At 69.8% G+C, this 14973-nt stretch carries 18 protein-coding genes; 6 read left to right on the forward strand and 12 right to left on the reverse strand.

Annotated elements, in window-relative coordinates:
• Positions 1–3: 3 nt before the first annotated feature.
• Both ABD736_RS03685 and ABD736_RS03690 read left to right on the forward strand, forming a co-directional pair.
• Positions 4–672: an SDR family oxidoreductase gene (locus ABD736_RS03685; RefSeq protein ID WP_344790380.1), complete on the forward strand. Its 669-nt coding sequence runs from the start codon at positions 4–6 to the stop codon at positions 670–672.
• A 4-nt stretch (positions 673–676) separates the two neighbouring features.
• The gene (locus ABD736_RS03690; RefSeq protein WP_344790381.1) at positions 677–2377 is read left to right on the forward strand and encodes a long-chain-fatty-acid--CoA ligase; all 1701 of its coding nucleotides are present in this window, start codon (positions 677–679) and stop codon (positions 2375–2377) included.
• On the opposite strand, the gene ABD736_RS03695 is transcribed toward ABD736_RS03690, so the two are convergent.
• A complete protein-coding gene (locus ABD736_RS03695; RefSeq protein WP_344790382.1) occupies positions 2348–2854 on the reverse strand; it encodes a PaaI family thioesterase in 507 nt (168 codons plus the stop codon). The genes ABD736_RS03690 and ABD736_RS03695 overlap by 30 nt on opposite strands.
• A 34-nt stretch (positions 2855–2888) precedes the next feature.
• On the opposite strand from ABD736_RS03695, the gene ABD736_RS03700 reads away from it, so the two are divergent.
• Positions 2889–3572, forward strand: a complete 684-nt coding sequence (locus ABD736_RS03700; RefSeq protein ID WP_344790383.1) for a DUF1345 domain-containing protein — start codon at positions 2889–2891, stop codon at positions 3570–3572.
• Here the strand turns inward: ABD736_RS03700 and ABD736_RS03705 are convergent.
• From ABD736_RS03705 to ABD736_RS03740, 8 genes are all read right to left on the reverse strand, one after another.
• Entirely contained in the window at positions 3569–3997 is a 429-nt protein-coding gene (locus ABD736_RS03705; RefSeq protein WP_344790384.1) for a DUF3054 domain-containing protein, read from the reverse strand. The two genes, ABD736_RS03700 and ABD736_RS03705, sit on opposite strands and share 4 nt — an antisense overlap.
• Before the next feature lie 15 nt (positions 3998–4012).
• Positions 4013–5584, reverse strand: coding sequence for a DUF7059 domain-containing protein (locus ABD736_RS03710; RefSeq protein ID WP_344790385.1), 1572 nt, complete (start codon positions 5582–5584; stop codon positions 4013–4015).
• A gap of 2 nt (positions 5585–5586) precedes the next feature.
• Entirely contained in the window at positions 5587–5949 is a 363-nt protein-coding gene (locus tag ABD736_RS03715; protein ID WP_344790386.1) for a YciI family protein, read from the reverse strand.
• Complete coding sequence (locus tag ABD736_RS03720; protein ID WP_344790387.1) at positions 5946–6362, reverse strand: YciI family protein; 417 nt, start codon at positions 6360–6362, stop codon at positions 5946–5948. Before ABD736_RS03720 ends, ABD736_RS03715 begins: the two co-directional genes overlap by 4 nt.
• Position 6363: 1 nt before the next feature.
• Complete coding sequence (locus tag ABD736_RS03725) at positions 6364–6735, reverse strand: YciI family protein (RefSeq protein WP_344790388.1); 372 nt, start codon at positions 6733–6735, stop codon at positions 6364–6366.
• Positions 6732–7973 carry an RNA polymerase sigma factor gene (locus ABD736_RS03730; RefSeq protein WP_344792201.1) on the reverse strand — a complete coding sequence of 414 codons (1242 nt, stop codon included), beginning with the start codon at positions 7971–7973 and terminating at the stop codon, positions 6732–6734. Before ABD736_RS03730 ends, ABD736_RS03725 begins: the two co-directional genes overlap by 4 nt.
• An 85-nt stretch (positions 7974–8058) precedes the next feature.
• The gene (locus ABD736_RS03735) at positions 8059–8823 is read right to left on the reverse strand and encodes a 3-keto-5-aminohexanoate cleavage protein (RefSeq protein WP_344790389.1); all 765 of its coding nucleotides are present in this window, start codon (positions 8821–8823) and stop codon (positions 8059–8061) included.
• A 32-nt stretch (positions 8824–8855) separates the two neighbouring features.
• Positions 8856–9365 carry a VOC family protein gene (locus ABD736_RS03740; RefSeq protein ID WP_344790390.1) on the reverse strand — a complete coding sequence of 170 codons (510 nt, stop codon included), beginning with the start codon at positions 9363–9365 and terminating at the stop codon, positions 8856–8858.
• 65 nt (positions 9366–9430) lie between these two features.
• Between ABD736_RS03740 and ABD736_RS03745 the strand changes: the two genes are divergently transcribed.
• Positions 9431–10240: an AraC family transcriptional regulator gene (locus ABD736_RS03745; RefSeq protein ID WP_344790391.1), complete on the forward strand. Its 810-nt coding sequence runs from the start codon at positions 9431–9433 to the stop codon at positions 10238–10240.
• Positions 10241–10310: 70 nt separating this feature from the next.
• Here ABD736_RS03745 and gatB read toward each other — a convergent pair whose 3' ends face one another.
• The 3 genes from gatB to gatC are packed head-to-tail and all read right to left on the reverse strand — an operon-like array spanning position 10311 to position 13641.
• Positions 10311–11810 carry an Asp-tRNA(Asn)/Glu-tRNA(Gln) amidotransferase subunit GatB gene (gatB, locus tag ABD736_RS03750; protein WP_344790392.1) on the reverse strand — a complete coding sequence of 500 codons (1500 nt, stop codon included), beginning with the start codon at positions 11808–11810 and terminating at the stop codon, positions 10311–10313.
• Positions 11810–13336, reverse strand: coding sequence for an Asp-tRNA(Asn)/Glu-tRNA(Gln) amidotransferase subunit GatA (gene gatA, locus ABD736_RS03755; RefSeq protein ID WP_344790393.1), 1527 nt, complete (start codon positions 13334–13336; stop codon positions 11810–11812). Before gatA ends, gatB begins: the two co-directional genes overlap by 1 nt.
• Positions 13337–13341: 5 nt before the next feature.
• Positions 13342–13641, reverse strand: coding sequence for an Asp-tRNA(Asn)/Glu-tRNA(Gln) amidotransferase subunit GatC (gene gatC, locus ABD736_RS03760; RefSeq protein ID WP_344790394.1), 300 nt, complete (start codon positions 13639–13641; stop codon positions 13342–13344).
• A 72-nt stretch (positions 13642–13713) separates the two neighbouring features.
• Here gatC and ABD736_RS03765 point away from each other — a divergent pair, with 72 nt between their 5' ends.
• Both ABD736_RS03765 and ABD736_RS03770 read left to right on the forward strand, forming a co-directional pair.
• Positions 13714–14316 carry a TMEM175 family protein gene (locus ABD736_RS03765; RefSeq protein ID WP_344790395.1) on the forward strand — a complete coding sequence of 201 codons (603 nt, stop codon included), beginning with the start codon at positions 13714–13716 and terminating at the stop codon, positions 14314–14316.
• Between the two features lie 21 nt (positions 14317–14337).
• Positions 14338–14967 (forward strand): alpha/beta fold hydrolase, encoded by a 630-nt coding sequence (locus ABD736_RS03770; RefSeq protein WP_344790396.1) that lies wholly within the window; start codon positions 14338–14340, stop codon positions 14965–14967.
• The last annotated feature ends 6 nt before the right edge of the window (positions 14968–14973 follow it).

Consider the following 14973-nt stretch of genomic DNA (forward strand, 5'->3'; position numbering starts at 1 on the left):
CGCATGGCTCGAGTCGCGATCATCGGTGCACACGGCAAGGTCGGTCAGGAGCTCATGCGCGAGCTCTACGACGCCGGCCACGACTTCGTCGGGATAGCCCGCGGCGAGGAGCATGCGGAGGACGTCTTCCGCCTCGGCGGCGAAGGCGTGCGGCTCGATCTCGAGGCGACGGATGCCGCAACGCTGGCGCAGGCGATCGAGGGCTGCGACGCCGTGGTCTTCACGGCCGGCGCGGGCGGCGGCAGCGGCGTCGAGCGGAAGCGCACCGTCGACTACGGGGCTTCGGTGCTCTCTGTGCAGGCGGCGCAGGCCGCAGGCATCCGTCGCTTCATCCAGATCTCCGCGGCCGGCGTCGACGACCCGACCACAGAGACCGTCGTTCCCGACGAGCAATGGGTGGCGTACGTGCGCGCGAAGCGCGACGCCGACGCCGAGCTGCGCTCCTCGGGGCTCGACTGGACGATCCTGCGCCCGACCACGCTCACGACCGGCGAGGGCACCGGACTCATCGAGCTCGCCGAGAGCGTCGACCGCGCCAACGGATCGATCGCCCGGGCAGACGTCGCCGCGACGATCGTCGCCGTGCTCGACAATGCGGGAACGGCGGGTAAACAGTGGGAGCTGACCGGCGGCTCGACCCCCATCGCCGAGGCGGTCGCACGGCTAAGTTAGTGGCATGACGTCGGCCGACAAGCCGTGGCTCGCGCACTACGCCCCTCGCGTGGTCGCTGAGATCCCGGCTGTGACAGAGTCCCTGCCCCGCCTCATCGAACGCACCGTCAAGGACTTCCCGAACGCGGTCGCCCTCGACTTCCTCGGAGCCGAGACGCGTTATCGCGAGCTCGGCGACCAGATCGCCCGCGCCGCAGAGGGCCTGCGCAGGCTCGGCGTGAAGCGCGGCGACCGCGTCGCCCTCGTCCTGCCGAACTGCCCCGAGCACATCGCCGCCTTCTATGCGGTGCAGCGGCTCGGAGCCGTCGTCGTCGAGCACAACCCGCTCTACACCGACCGCGAGTTGCGGCATCAGTTCGAAGACCACGGGGCGCGCTTCGCGATCGTGTGGCAGAAGGTCGCGCAGAAGGTGCTCGACCTGCCGGCAGACCTCGAGGTCAACACCGTCATCTCGATCGACATCACGCGGGGGCTGCCCGGCTCGAAGCGCTTCGCGATGAACCTTCCCGTGAAGGCGGCGCGCGAGGCGAAGGAGAAGATGTGGGCTCCGCTGCCCAAGGGCGCCCTGCCGTGGGAGAAGCTGCTGGGCAACAAGCGGATCTCTGACAAGGTGCCGCGGCCTGAGGCATCCGATCTCGCTGTGATCCAGTACACGAGCGGGACCACCGGCACACCCAAGGGCGCGATGCTCACGCACGCCAACCTCATCACCAACGCCATGCAGTGTCAGGCGTGGATTCCCGACGTGAAGCGCGGAAAGGGCATCGTCGTCTACGCGATGCTGCCGGTGTTCCACGCCTACGGTCTGACGCTCGGGCTCACCTTCGCGATGTCGATGGGCGCGCGGTTGGTGCTCTTCCCTGCGTTCGACCCCGACCTGGTGCTCGCCGCGCACAAGAAGCACCCGGCGACCTATCTGCCGGCCGTGCCGCCGATCATCGACCGCCTGCTCAAGCGCGCCGAAGAGAAGAAGGTGTCGCTCACGGGCATCACGATCGGCGTCTCAGGCGGCATGGCGCTCGACACCTCGCTGATCCAGAAGTGGGAGGACGCCACGGGCGGCATCCTCGTCGAGGGCTACGGGCTCAGCGAGACCAGCCCGATCCTCATGATCAACCCGCTCACCGACGAGCGGCACGCGGGCAGCATCGGCCTGCCGGTCTCGAGCACCGAGGCGAAGATCCTCTCCCGCGAAGACCACGAGACCGAGCAGCCGCCCGGTGAGGCGGGCGAGCTGGTCGTTCGCGGGCCGCAGGTGTTCGCCGGCTACTGGAAGCGGGCGGAGGAGACCGCGGCCGTCCTTCGCGACGGCTGGTTCCGCACCGGTGACATCGCCGTCATGGACGACCGGGGATTCTTCGAGATCGTCGACCGCATCAAAGAGCTCATCATCACGGGCGGCTTCAACGTCGCGCCGAGCGAGGTCGAAGAGGCGGTCGTCGCGCTCGAGGGCGTGCAGGATGCGGCGGCCGTCGGCCTGCCCGACCCGCACTCCGGCGAGAAGGTCGTCGCCGCCGTCGTGATGCAGCCGGGCGCACCGTTCGACCCGGTTGCCATGCGCGCCACGCTGCGCGAGAACCTGACGCCGTACAAGGTGCCGAAGGAGATCGTCCAGCTCGACGAGCTGCCGCGGAACATGATCGGCAAGGTGCTGCGCAAGAAGGTGCGCGAGCAGCTACTGCAGCGCGAACACCAGCAGGCTTGAAGTCGCTGTCGCCACGAGGCGGCCGGCGCCGTCGAACAGCTTGGCTTCGGCGAACGCGACCCGCGATCCCGGCTTCGTGACGACGCCCTCGCAGCGCAGAGCGCCGCTCGTCGCGACGATCGGGCGCAGGTAGCTGACCGAGATGTCGATCGAGGTGTAGCCCTGGCCCGGCTGCAGCGTCGTCTGCACCGCGCACCCCACGGCCGAGTCGAGCAGGGTGCATGCGAGCCCGCCGTGCACGGTGCCGATCGGGTTGTAGTGCTGCTCGCCCGGCGCGCATTCGAAGACCACGCGGCCCTGCTCCACCTCGCTGAGCGTGAAGCCCATGAGCTTCGCGATCGGAGCGGGCGGATAGGTGCCGTCGGCGAGCCCGCGGATGTAGTTGAGTCCGCTCACCGCCGGAATCTGCGCGGCGGCCGGCGCCGGATCCTCCCACTCGACGGTGAGAGATCGGAGCGGGACATCCGTGTCAGTCATGGCTCGAGCGTATGCCGCGTGTCAGCCTTAGCGCGTGAGTTCTTCCTCATCCTCCAACGACGACCGGCCCAGCAGCCTCGCTGCTCGTCGCATTGCCATCATGCTCGCCGCGGGAGCGGTCGCCGCGGTGATCGCCGGCCTCGTGACGTCGTGGTGGTACGCGGGGGTGGTCGGCTGGATCGTCGCCTGCGTGATCTACATCGCCTGGGTGTGGTTCCACCTCTGGCCGCTCGACTCGGAGGCGATGCGGCTGCACGCCACGCGCGAAGACCCCGGCATCGTGCTGAGCGATGTGCTCGTCATCGGCGCGAGCATCGCGTCGCTGGCGGCCGTCGCGCTCATCCTGATCAGGGCGGCACACGACCCGGCCGCCCAGCGTGCGGCGATCAGCGGCGTCTCGGTGCTCAGCGTCGCGCTCTCGTGGTTCCTCGTGCACACGCTCTATGCGCAGCGCTATGCCCGCGAGTACTACATGGCCCCGTCTGGCGGAATCGACTTCCCCACCCAGGACGGCGACACCGACGACAAGCCGATCTTCAGCGACTTCGCCTACGTCGCGTTCGACCTCGGCATGACCTACCAGATCTCCGACACCGCCGTGCGCACGCGGCGGCTGCGGCGCATCGTGCTGCGGCACACGCTGCTGTCGTACCTGTTCGGCACCGTCATCCTCGCCTCGACGATCAACCTCGTCGTCGGGCTCGGCACCTCGTCCTAGCCGCGGGGCTGGGCGCTGCGGCGGGCGCCGCGACGGGCGATCGGATTCACGATCGCACGCCAGCCCAGCAGGAAGACGCCGAGCACGATGCTCGCGACGATGATGAAGCTCACCTCGACGCCCTGAGCCGAGACGAGGCGCAGCACCATGCCGACGACGACGGTCAGCACCCACACCGGTATGCCGGTGCGCACGAGGGCGAGTGGCCGGCGCCACGCTGCGGTCACGAGCCACGCGAGCAGCGTGCCGACCAGGAACGGCCAGGCGGTCTTCACGACGCCGGCGAAGCCGAGGTCCTCGCCGTGGCTCACGCGCCCGATGACCGTGAACAGCACCACGAGCACGACGTCGAGCACGATCGACAGGAACACCCAGCGACTCTGATCGACGACGGGTGCGGATGCCGGGCGCTCGGGTGCAGTCATAGAGAACAGTCTTCCCTACGCGAGGTCGACGAAGCCCGTGAAGAGCAGCTCGCGCACCCGCGGAAGCAGGTCGGCGCGCAGCTCGGCGGCGTCGACCTCGAACAGCGCCGCGATCGCGTCGGAGATCTGGCCGACGGTGAGCTCGCCGTCACACGCGCCGACGAGGCCCGACAGCGCGGGGTCGACCTGCACCGCGCGCCCGAACCCGGCGCCCTGCCGCAGCGAGATCACGATCGGCGCCTCGTCGCCCGGCCACGAGTGCCGCTCCTCGGTGACGTCCGAGGCGACCTTCAGGCGCAGTTCGGCGAGCGCTGCATCCGTCATGCCCTGAACTGCGTCGTGCGCGGCCAGCGCGCGCTCGACGTGCGCGCCGATGCCCGCCGGGTTGGTGCCACTCGACTCGACCTGCTCGAAGCGCGTGAGCGTCGGCTCGCCGTCGAGGGGTGCGCGCAAGGTCAGATAGCCGAAGCCGACGTACTCGACTCCACGCGCGCTGAAGTCCTCGAGCCACCGGTCGTACCAGACGTCGAACTCAGGGTCGCCGGGGCGTGTTCCGCCGTCGCGGATCCAGGTCTCTGCGTAGCGCGGTGCGTCCTGCAGCTCGCGCTCGACCACCCACGCATCGAGGCCTTCGGTCCACGAGCGCACGCGGTCGAGGCCCTCAGCGCCGGCGAGGTACTCCCAGTTGCCGAGCAGCTGCGCGACGCCGCCCGGGGCCAGGTGCTCGCGCACCCCCGCGATCACACGCTGCACCAGCTCGTCGCCTGTGAAGCCGCCGTCGCGGTACTCGTATTCGGGCACGTCGGCGACGCGCGGCGTGATCACGAACGGCGGATTGCTGACGATGCGGTCGAAGCGCTCGCCCGCGACCGGCTCGAACAGGCTGCCGAGTCGGAACTCAATGCCCTCGATGCCGTTGAGGCGCGCGTTGAACTCGGCGTATTCGAGCGCGCGTGCCGAGATGTCGGTGGCGATCACCCGGCGCGCGAACCGTGACACGTGCATGGCCTGGATGCCGCAACCGGTGCCCAGATCGAGGGCGAGCTCGACGTCGCTGCCGATGATCAGGCTCGACAGCGTCGTCGAGGCCCCGCCGACGCCGAGCACGTGCTCGGGGCCGAGCGCGTGGCCGAGGGCCAGCTCGCCGAGGTCGCTCGCGAGCCACCACTCGGCCTGCCCGCGCGCGTCCGTGAAGCCGTAGGGGCGCAGGTCGACGAGCGGGGTGATCAGATCAGAATCCGGGGCGGATGCCTCGAGCTCGACGAGCCCCAGCGCGGCGGCGCCGTCGGCCGCGAGCTCGGGCAGCGCCGCGTCGAGCTCTGCACCCGATACCGGCAGCCCCAGCACGAACAGCCACGCCAAGGTGCCGGCCGGGGTGAGCTCGCCCGCGGCCCGCGCTGCCGCCAGCTCGCGCTGAGCGGGCACGCGATGCAAGCGGCTCAGCGCTCCCCCGGCCGAATCCGACCACAGCCCGCGCACGGTGTCCACCGTGAAGTCGGCCGCCGCGAGATCGGTGCGGAGAAGGGCGATCAGGTCCGTGTCGATGCGAGGCACGCTCTCGATCCTGGCACGGCCCGGCTGCGGCATCCCTAGTTCGAATCCTCCATCGGCACGGTGGGCAGCACATACGCGCGGCCCGCGCGGGCGAGAGGATGCTTCGACGCGTACTCGACCGCCTCATCGATGTCGCGCGCGAGCACGACATCGAAGCCGTAGAACCATTCCTTGAACTCGGGGAACGGTCCGTCCGTGACGATCACCTCGGCCCCGCGACGCACCACCGAGCGCGCCTCGCCCGGGCCTGCGACCGGGTCGCCGAATTGCCACGCGCCCGCGGCCTCGCCCTCGCTCAGCCAGTCCTCGATCTTCGGGTCGTCCGGCTGCTCGGACTCTCGCCCAGGGTCGCTCGTCCACAGGAACAGGAACGGCCGCTTCTGCGCCTCGTCGCTCATGCGAGGGCCGTCGGCTCTGCCGCGACGTTCGCCCGCGCATGCACGGTCTGCTCGAGCAGTGCGTTCGACTGGATCGCGCCCATCAGCGGCAGCACGAGCACGCGGCCGAAGCGTGCGCACGGGTGGCGCGAGCCGATCTCGACCGCTTCGTCTCGGCTCGACGCCGAGATCAGGTCGAATCCCGAGAACCACTCCTTGAACTCGGCGACGGGGGCGTCGGTCACGAAGACCTCGCCCTGGCGCTTGGTGACGAGCCGGGCCTCCTCGCGGCCGGTGAGCCGCTCGCCGAAGATGCGGTGGTCGGCGACGGCCTCGAGCCAGTCGAAGATGTCGTCGGCCTCTTGGCTGTAGGGCTCGGCGTCGGGGGCGTCGGTGAAGAGCAGCAAGTACTGCTCCTGGGTGGTGTCGGTCATGTCAGTTCACTCCTTCGGGAAGCGGGGCGGCCGGCACGACGTACAGCCGGCCGATCTTGGTGGATGGATGTGTCGAGACGATCGCGACCGCCTCGTCGATGGATTCGGCCTCGATCCAGTCGAAGCCCATGAACCACTCCTTCTGCTCGGGGAACGGGCCGTCGGTGACGATCACCTCGCCGTTCCGGGTCACGACCGAGCGCGCGGTGTCGCGGTCGCCGACGGGCGACCCGTCGAGCTCCCAGCGCTCCCCAGTCCGCCCCGCGTCGATCCACCGCTGCAGAGCGGGCGAATCGACCTCGTCATCCCACTGCTCGGCGGTCGGATCGGTCATATGCACGACCAGGTACCTGGTCTTCACTGCGTCTGTCACTTCTTCGTCCTCTCGATGGCCTCGAGCCGGCGCGCCTGGTTCTCGAGCCAGCGACGCTCAGCGGTGTTCGGTGCTTTCATTCCTGCTTCGGCATACGTCTGAATCGCCTCGTCGAACGCGCCTGCGCGCTCGAGCAGGCCGGCGCGCACCGACAGCAGGCGGTGCCCGCGTGCAAGCCGCTCATCGTTCTCGAGGAGCGACAGCTCGGCCAGCCCGGCGAGCGGCCCGCGCGCCATGCCGACCGCGACCGCGCGCCCCAGCTGGGCTGCGGGCCCCGGCTGCAGCTGCACGAGCACGTCGTACAGCCCGAGGATCTGGCCCCAGTCGGTCGAGTCCGCATCCGCCGCCGCGGCGTGCACGGCGCCGAGCGCGGCCTGGATCGACAGCGGCGTCGCCGGCCCCTCGGCCAGCGCTTGGGCTGCCAGAGCACGGCCCTCGGCGAGCTTGTCGGCGTTCCAGAGCGACCGGTCCTGGTCGGGCAGCGCGACGGGCAGACCGTCTGCGTCGGTACGCGCTTCGGTGCGGGCATCCGTCAGCAGCATCAGCGCGAGCAACGCGGTCGTCTCCACATCGCTCGGCAGGGCGGCGTGCAGCAGCCGGGTGAGCCGGATCGACTCGCCGATCAGCTCGCCGTGCACGGGCAGCTCGCCGCCGGAGGGCGCGTAGCCCTCGTTGAACATCAGGTACAGCGCCGTGCGGACGGACTCTGCCCGTTCGCGCAGCATGGCGGGTGACAGCTCGCCGAAGTCCCGGCCCGTCTCGTCGATCGTGCGCTTCGCCCGCGTGATGCGCTGGGCCATCGTGGCCTCCGTCGCGTAGAAGGCGGCGGCGATCTGCGCGGTCGACAGCCCGCACACGGCGCGCAGCGTGAGCGCCACACGCGATGCGGGCTGCAGCACGGGGTGACAGCAGAGCACGAGCATCGCGAGCGAGTCGTCCTGCGCAGTCGCCGCGCCGCCGACCAGGTCGAGGGTCGCATCGCGCTCCTCGCGAGCCTGGCGCGCGACATCCGCTCGCACTGCGTCGATATAGCGCCTGCGCGCGACCGTGAGCAGCCACGCGCGCGGGTCGCGCGGCACGCCCGTTTTCGGCCAGCTGACGGATGCCTCGAGCAGCGCCTCTTGGACGGCATCCTCGCAGTCGGCGAGTCCGCCGTACCGACGCACGAGCGCGGCCGTCACCAGCGGGATCACGGCGCGGATGTTCGCGTCGAAGATCGTGTCGAGGCGCCCGTTCATGGTGCTCACTCGATCACCTCGACGACGTAGTGCGTCATGTCCGATCCCTTCTGGGCCTTACCGTGTCACAGAGGGGTCGGAGCCGTCATTCGTTTTTCGACACGGGTGCTGAAATCTCTTTCTGGAGGCTGAGCGCCGCGCGCACCAGGCCTGCGTTGCTGCCCGCAGTGCGCCCGTCTGGAAGCAGCACAGAATCCTCGAAACCCACGCGCGTGTCGTGGCCGCGCCGGAAGGCGTCTTCGACCAGCGGCCAGGTCCAGACGTTCATGCCGTGCGTCAGCCTGGGGCAACGCGAGCCCGCGTCATCGAGCGCTGCGTTCACTCGGTCCGCCACTTCACGTGGCGTGCCCTGCAGGAAATACGGCTCACCGGGATCCAGCTCGATGCTGACCCGCTGCGCCGCAGGCAGGTAGCCGGAGGCGACGAGCAGCTTGAGCTCTCGTGGCGCCCAGAGCCCGACGTCGATTCCGACGCCGGCGTCGAGCAGGGTCTGCATCACCTGCTCGAAGCGGTCCTCCGAGAGGTTCACCGTCGCGCAGTCGACGCCCTCCCACTCGCGGATCATCGCGAGCCTGTCGGTGAGGTCGGGGCAGATCCACGCGCCTGTCGTGAGCCCGATCTCGACCGGCAGACTCAGCTCGCCCGCGAGTTCGCGCACCCGAGCCGCCACGAGGTTCACCCGGGCCGGCTCGAGTGTCTCTGCGCCGGCTTCGTCGCGCACATGGAGATGAACGCCGTCGGCACCGGCGAGGAAGCACTCGCGCAGGTCGGCGAGCAGCTCGTCGAGGGTCAGTGGCAACCTCGCGTGACGGCTCTTGTCGTAAGGACCCGTCGGCGTCACCTGAAGCATGACGGCAGACTAAGCATGCCCACCTACGCTCGTCACGCGCCTGTCTGCGGCGATGCCGTCAACTGTGCCCACCACTCCTCGACGCGGCGCGCGGATTCGTCAGCGGGCAGGTCCTCAACGCGGGTCATCACCGCCCAGCGCCGCCCGAACGGGTCGACGAAGGCGCCGAATCGGTCGCCCGAGACGAAGTCGCTCGGCTGCTCCTTCACCTCGGCGCCGAGCTCGGCGGCACGTGCGATGGTCGCGTCGACATCGGGCACGTAGATCATGATCGACTGGCTGACGCCCTCTGCCCGCTTGTCGGGCGCCACAAGTCCGAAGGCGGGCTGCGGGTCCGACACCTGCAGGCGGCCTGCCCCACCGAAGTCGAGCTCGGCCTGGCCGATGTACCGCGAGCCGTCGGGCGCCGTGCCCTCGAGTCTGCTGACGATCGTGGCGCCGAAGACGGCGGCGTAGAAATCGATGGCCGCTGCCGCGTTCTCGACGACGAGATATGGGGTCAGGGTGGTGTAGCCGGCCGGGCGGCCCTCGATCACAGTCATGTGCGCCACGGTACGAGCAGCGCTGCGCCCTCGTCTTGAACTTTTCCGACGCGTAGCGTTGCCTCGTGGGCGCTCGTGACGACGTGGTCAGCAGAGGGCCGCTTGCCGCCCTCGACCGACCGATCGACTTCCGCCGTTACCCGGCATCCGGCCGGGCGGCCGCGCTGGTGCGCCACTACTGGCTCGTCGAGTACGGCTTCCCGCCCGAAGGCGGCACCGACGTGCCGATCCTCGTCTACCCGGCCTGCAATCTCGTGATCGAGCACGACAAGGCGCGCCTGTACGCACCGAGCCCGCGGCTCGCAGTGCAGCATCTCGAGGGCGCTGGCATTGCCTTCGGCGTCCTGCTCCAGGTGGCCACCGGCTCGCGTCTCGCAGCCCGCCCCGTCGACGAGTTCGTCGGCGACTCGATCGCCATCGGCGAGAACCCGGCGGTTGCGCGAGTGCGCGCCCTGATGCAGGGCCCCGGGGATGCCGCGACCAGACACGCCGCCGCGATCGCCGCGTTCGAAGACTGGCTTGCGCAACCGGTGCCGTCACTCACCGACGACGACCTGCTCATGAACGAGGTCGCAGCGGCCGTCGAAGCGGATTCCACCCTCATGCGTGTCGACGAGCTCGCCGCGCGCTTCGGCCTCACAACCCGGCGCCTCGAGCGGCTCGTCGCGCGCTATGTCGGACTCACCCCGAAGTGGATGATTCAGAGGCGCCGGCTGCAAGAGGCGGCTGCCCGCCTGCGCTCGGAGCCCGCGACCGAGCTCAGCACCCTCGCCGCGGAGCTCGGCTACGCCGACTATGCCCACTTCAGCCGGGACTTCGCGGCGACCGTCGGCCCGACGCCGCGCGAGTTCGCGGCCGCGGCGCGCGCCGAGTGACGCGCCGCGTCGCCGCCTTTGGCTCGAGAACCGAAGCTATGGAGCCGAAAGCGGCGACGCGGCGACAGTGCTACTGCGCGGCGCGCTCCAGCACGAGCTCGCGGACGCGCGCGGCATCCGCCTGGCCCTTCATCGCCTTCATGACGGCGCCGATCACGGCACCGGCTGCCTGCACCTTGCCGTCCTTGATCTTGGCGAGAACATCGGGCTGAGCCGCCAGCGCCTCGTCGATCGCGGCGATGAGAGCACCGTCGTCGGAGACGACCTTGAGCCCGCGCTTCTCGACGACCTCGGCCGGCGAGCCCTCGCCCGCGACGACGCCCTCGAGCACCTGGCGTGCCAGACGGTCGGTGAGCTCGCCGCTCGCGACGAGCGACGACAGCTGCGCGACATCGGCCGGCGTGACCAGAGTCTCGACCGCGACGCCACGGGCGTTGGCGATGCGCGTCAGCTCACCGGTCCACCACTTGCGGGCGTCGGCGGGCGTCGCACCCGCCGCCACGGTCTCCTCCACGACGTCGAGCAGGCCGCCGTTCACGACGTCCTGGAACTCGAGCTTGGTGAAGCCCCACGCCTCGCGCAGGCGGGTGCGGCGAGCGGCCGGCGGCTCGGGCAGCGTGGCCCGCAACTCTTCCACCCACTCGCGGCTCGGCGCCACGGGCACGAGGTCGGGCTCTGGGAAGTAGCGGTAGTCATCGGCGTCGGACTTCGGGCGGCCGGCGCTCGTCGTTCCGGTGTCCTCGTGCCAGTGCCGCGTCTCCTGTGTGATGGTGCCGCCGGCCTCGAGGATCGCCGCCTGACGCTGGATCTCATAGCGCACGGCGCGCTCGACCGAGCGCAGTGAGTTGACGTTCTTCGTCTCGGTGCGCGTGCCGAGCTCGGTCGTGCCTCGGCGGCGCAGCGACACGTTGGCATCGCAGCGGATGTTGCCCTCTTCCATGCGCGCGTTCGAGACGCCGAGCGAGCGCACGATGTCGCGAACGGCTGCCACGTACGCGCGGCCGACCTCGGGGGCATCCGCCTCGGCGCCCTCGATGATCTTCGTGACGATCTCGACGAGCGGCACGCCGCCGCGGTTGAAGTCGACGAGCGAGTAGTCGGCGCCCTGGATGCGGCCGGTCGCGCCGCCGACGTGCGTCAGCTTGCCCGCGTCCTCCTCCATGTGGGCGCGCTCGATGAGCACGGTGACCTCACGGCCCGACTCGAGCTCGACCGTCACCGAGCCGTCGAAGGCGATCGGCTCGTCGTACTGCGAGGTCTGGAAGTCCTTCGCGAGATCGGGGTAGAAGTACTGCTTGCGCGCGAATCGGCAGTTCTCCGCGATCTCGCAGCCGAGGGCGAGACCGAGCCGGATGCTGCTCTCGATCGCCTTCTTGTTGACCTGCGGCAGGCCGCCCGGCAGACCGAGGCAGGTCGGGCAGGTGTTCGTGTTCGCACCCTGGCCGAAGGCGTTCGCGCAGCCGCAGAACATCTTGGTCTTGGTGTTCAGCTCGACGTGCACCTCGAAGCCGAGCACCGGCTCGTAGAGCTCGATCGCCTTGTCGAAGTCGAGAAGCTTGTCCTTCGCCATCAGCGGGCGACCTCCTTCAGTGCGGGCGCCTGGCTCAGCAGGGTGTGCCCCCAGGCATCCGTCAACAGTGTCTCGATGGCCGCGCCCACCTCGTACAGCCGCGCGTCCTCGTGAGCGGGCGCGAGCAGCTGCAGGCCGACGGGCAGACCGTCTTCGGGCGCGAGACCCATCGGTATGGCCATGCCGGGGATGCCCGCGAGGTTGGCCGGGATCGTGGTCACGTCGTTCAGGTACATCGCCAGCGGGTCGTTGACGAGCGACCCGAGCTCGAACGCGGTCGTCGGCGCCGCCGGGCTGATCAGCACGTCGGCCTGCGCGAATGCCTTCGCGAAGTCCTGCTGGATCAGCGTGCGCACCTTCTGCGCGCTGCCGTAGTAGGCGTCGTAGTAGCCCGCGCTCAGGGCGTAGGTGCCGAGGATGATGCGGCGCTTCACCTCTGCGCCGAAGCCCGCGTCGCGGGTCGCGCTCATGACGCGCTCGACGGTGACGGGGCCTTCCTCGGGCGTCACGCGAAGTCCGAAGCGCACCGAGTCCATGCGGGCGAGGTTGCTGGATGCCTCGGCCGGAAGGATCAGGTAGTAGGCGGCCACGGCGTACTCGAAGCTCGGGGCGGCGACCTCGATGACCTCGGCGCCAGCTGCGGTGAGCGCGGCGACGGTCTCGTCGAAGCGCTGCTTCACACCGGCCTGGAAGCCGCCGCTCTCGCCGGAGAGCTCCTGGACGACGCCGACCTTCAGCCCCTTGAGCCGGTCGCCGGTCGTACCCGCGCGGGCGGCGGCGGCCATGGACGGCCAGGCGTCGGTGAGCGACGTCGAGTCGAGCGGGTCGTGGCCGCCGATCACATCGTGCAGCAGGGCCGCGTCGAGCACGGTCCGGCTCACGGGGCCGACCTGGTCGAGCGAGCTCGCCAGGGCGATCGCGCCGTAGCGGCTCACGCCGCCGTACGTCGGCTTGACGCCGACGGACCCGGTGACGGCCGCCGGCTGACGGATGCTTCCGCCGGTGTCGCTGCCCAGGGCGAGCGGCGCCTCGAACGCGGCCACTGCGGCCGATGAGCCGCCGCCTGAGCCGCCGGGCGTGCGGGTCAGATCCCACGGGTTGTGCGTAGGACCGTAGGCAGAGTGCTCGGTCGACGAACCCATCGCGAACTCGTCCATGTTGGTCTTGCCGAGCGGCACGAGGTCTGCGGCGCGCAGCTTCGCGACGACCGTCGCGTCGTACGGCGGGCGCCAGCCCTCGAGAATCTTGGAGCCAGAGGTCGACGGCATGTCCTTCGTCGACAGCACGTCCTTGATGGCGACCGGAACGCCGGCGAGTTCGCCGAGCTGCTCGCCTGCGGCGCGGCGCTGGTCGATCGCGAGCGCGGTGTCGAGTGCGTGCTCTGAGACGTGCAGAAAGGCGTGCACGTCGCCGTCGACGGCGGCGATGCGGTCGAGGTGCGCCTGGGTGGCCTCGACGCTCGAGACCTCGCCAGAGGCCAGCTTCGAGGCGAGCTCGGCGGCGCTGAGGGTGATGAGTTCAGACATCCGCTCTACTGCTCCTCATCCAGGATCGACGCGACCTTGAAGCGGTCGCCCTCACGCTCGGGCGCGCCGCGCAGCGCCTCGTCGACGCTGAGCGACGGCCGCACCTCGTCTTCGCGGAAGACGTTCGAGAGCGGGATCGGGTGGCTCGTCGCCACGACGTCGGGCGTCGCGACCTCGCTCACCTTGGCGATGCTGTCGACGATCTGGGCCAGCTCGCCCGTGAGGCTCTCGAGCTCGGATTCCGAGAGGTCGATGCGGGCGAGCCCCGCGAGATGGCGCACCAGATCGGTGCTGATTTCAGACATGCGGCTCCGTCGAATGTTCGGGCGGGTTACACGGCAATCCTATTCGGGCCGCCCGCCTGCCATGATCGGCGCATGCAGAGCAATCGGCTCGAGGCGTTCAGCGACGGCGTGCTGGCGATCATCATCACGATCATGGTGCTGGAGCTGACGCTGCCGGACCACGGCGACACCTTCCAGGAGTTCTGGCACAGCGCAGGCACCGGGCTCCTCACCTACCTGCTGAGCTTCGTCTACATCGGCATCTACTGGTCGAATCATCACCATCTGTTCCAGGTCGTCGACGAGGTCGACGGCACGGTGCTCTGGGCGAACCTGCACCTGCTGTTCTGGCTCTCGCTCGTTCCACTGACGCAGCGCTGGCTCGATGAGTCGTCCATCGCGCGCGATCCGGCCGTGGTCTACGGCATCAACCTGCTCGGCGCCGCCATCGCGTACTACCTCGTCGAGCGAGCCATCTTCCGCACGCCGTCGGGCAACGCGCTGCGCGAGGCGCTTGGCCGTGACCTCAAAGGCAAACTCTCGCCGTTCCTGTATCTCGCGGGCATCGGGCTCGCGTTCGTGACCCCGTGGCTCGGACTCGTACCTGCGATCATCGTCGCCCTGATCTGGCTGATTCCCGATCGGCGCGTCGAGCGCTACCTGAAGCGAGCCGCCGACAGGGCTGACGCCGACTGAGTCGCGTGCCAGGCTGACCGCATGGCCGAGTTCCTTCTCGTCCCTGGCGCCGGCTGCGACGCCGGATACTGGCACCTGCTCGTCGACGCCCTCGCTGCGCGCAGCCATCGCGGCATTCCCGTTCAGCTGCCATGTGAGGATCACGCTGCCGGGCTCGACGATTACGCGAAGAAGATCGAGGATGCCGCAGCCGGCCTCGCCCCGCCCGTGATCGTGGCCCACTCCTTCGGCGGTTTCAGCGCCGCTCTCGCGGCGGCCCGGCTGCCGACTCGGCTGCTCGTCTTCGCCTCTGCCATGGTGCCCGCGCCCGGTGAGAAGGGCGGCGAGTGGTTCGAGCACACCGGCTGGCAGGCCGGCTCGGACGACTTCGGGGAGCTGTTCTACTCCGACATCGAGCCGCGCGAGCAGGCATCCGTCTTCGAACGCCGCCAGTCGGACACGCCGGGCTCCCAGCCCTGGCCGCTGCCCGCCCTGCCCGCCGTTCCGACGCGCGCCATCCTGTTCGCCGACGACCGGTTCTTCCCGCCAGAGTTCATGCACCGGGTCGTGCGTGATCGCCTGGGCATCGACCCCGACGAGGTGCCGGGCGGCCACCTCGCGATGGTCTCTCAGCCGGACGCGCTCGCCGACCGGCTGGTCTCGTATCTGTAGCTCGGG

Origin of the sequence: Gryllotalpicola daejeonensis (genome assembly GCF_039538145.1) — a bacterium.
GTDB classification, from domain to species: Bacteria; Actinomycetota; Actinomycetes; order Actinomycetales; family Microbacteriaceae; genus Gryllotalpicola; species Gryllotalpicola daejeonensis.

Excerpts from the sequence above, each read along its gene's own strand:
- ABD736_RS03710 (WP_344790385.1), bottom strand. The coding sequence starts at position 5,584 with ATGCCGCAGCCGGGCCGTGCCAGGATCGAGAGCGTGCCTCGCATCGAC.
- gatC (WP_344790394.1), bottom strand. The coding sequence starts at position 13,641 with ATGTCTGAAATCAGCACCGATCTGGTGCGCCATCTCGCGGGGCTCGCC.
- ABD736_RS03685 (WP_344790380.1), top strand. The coding sequence starts at position 4 with ATGGCTCGAGTCGCGATCATCGGTGCACACGGCAAGGTCGGTCAGGAG.
- ABD736_RS03715 (WP_344790386.1), bottom strand. The coding sequence starts at position 5,949 with ATGAGCGACGAGGCGCAGAAGCGGCCGTTCCTGTTCCTGTGGACGAGC.
- gatA (WP_344790393.1), bottom strand. The coding sequence starts at position 13,336 with ATGTCTGAACTCATCACCCTCAGCGCCGCCGAGCTCGCCTCGAAGCTG.
- gatB (WP_344790392.1), bottom strand. The coding sequence starts at position 11,810 with ATGGCGAAGGACAAGCTTCTCGACTTCGACAAGGCGATCGAGCTCTAC.
- ABD736_RS03740 (WP_344790390.1), bottom strand. The coding sequence starts at position 9,365 with ATGACTGTGATCGAGGGCCGCCCGGCCGGCTACACCACCCTGACCCCA.
- ABD736_RS03690 (WP_344790381.1), top strand. The coding sequence starts at position 677 with ATGACGTCGGCCGACAAGCCGTGGCTCGCGCACTACGCCCCTCGCGTG.
- ABD736_RS03695 (WP_344790382.1), bottom strand. The coding sequence starts at position 2,854 with ATGACTGACACGGATGTCCCGCTCCGATCTCTCACCGTCGAGTGGGAG.
- ABD736_RS03730 (WP_344792201.1), bottom strand. The coding sequence starts at position 7,973 with ATGAACGGGCGCCTCGACACGATCTTCGACGCGAACATCCGCGCCGTG.
- ABD736_RS03765 (WP_344790395.1), top strand. The coding sequence starts at position 13,714 with ATGCAGAGCAATCGGCTCGAGGCGTTCAGCGACGGCGTGCTGGCGATC.
- ABD736_RS03770 (WP_344790396.1), top strand. The coding sequence starts at position 14,338 with ATGGCCGAGTTCCTTCTCGTCCCTGGCGCCGGCTGCGACGCCGGATAC.
- ABD736_RS03705 (WP_344790384.1), bottom strand. The coding sequence starts at position 3,997 with ATGACTGCACCCGAGCGCCCGGCATCCGCACCCGTCGTCGATCAGAGT.
- ABD736_RS03735 (WP_344790389.1), bottom strand. The coding sequence starts at position 8,823 with ATGCTTCAGGTGACGCCGACGGGTCCTTACGACAAGAGCCGTCACGCG.
- ABD736_RS03720 (WP_344790387.1), bottom strand. The coding sequence starts at position 6,362 with ATGACCGACACCACCCAGGAGCAGTACTTGCTGCTCTTCACCGACGCC.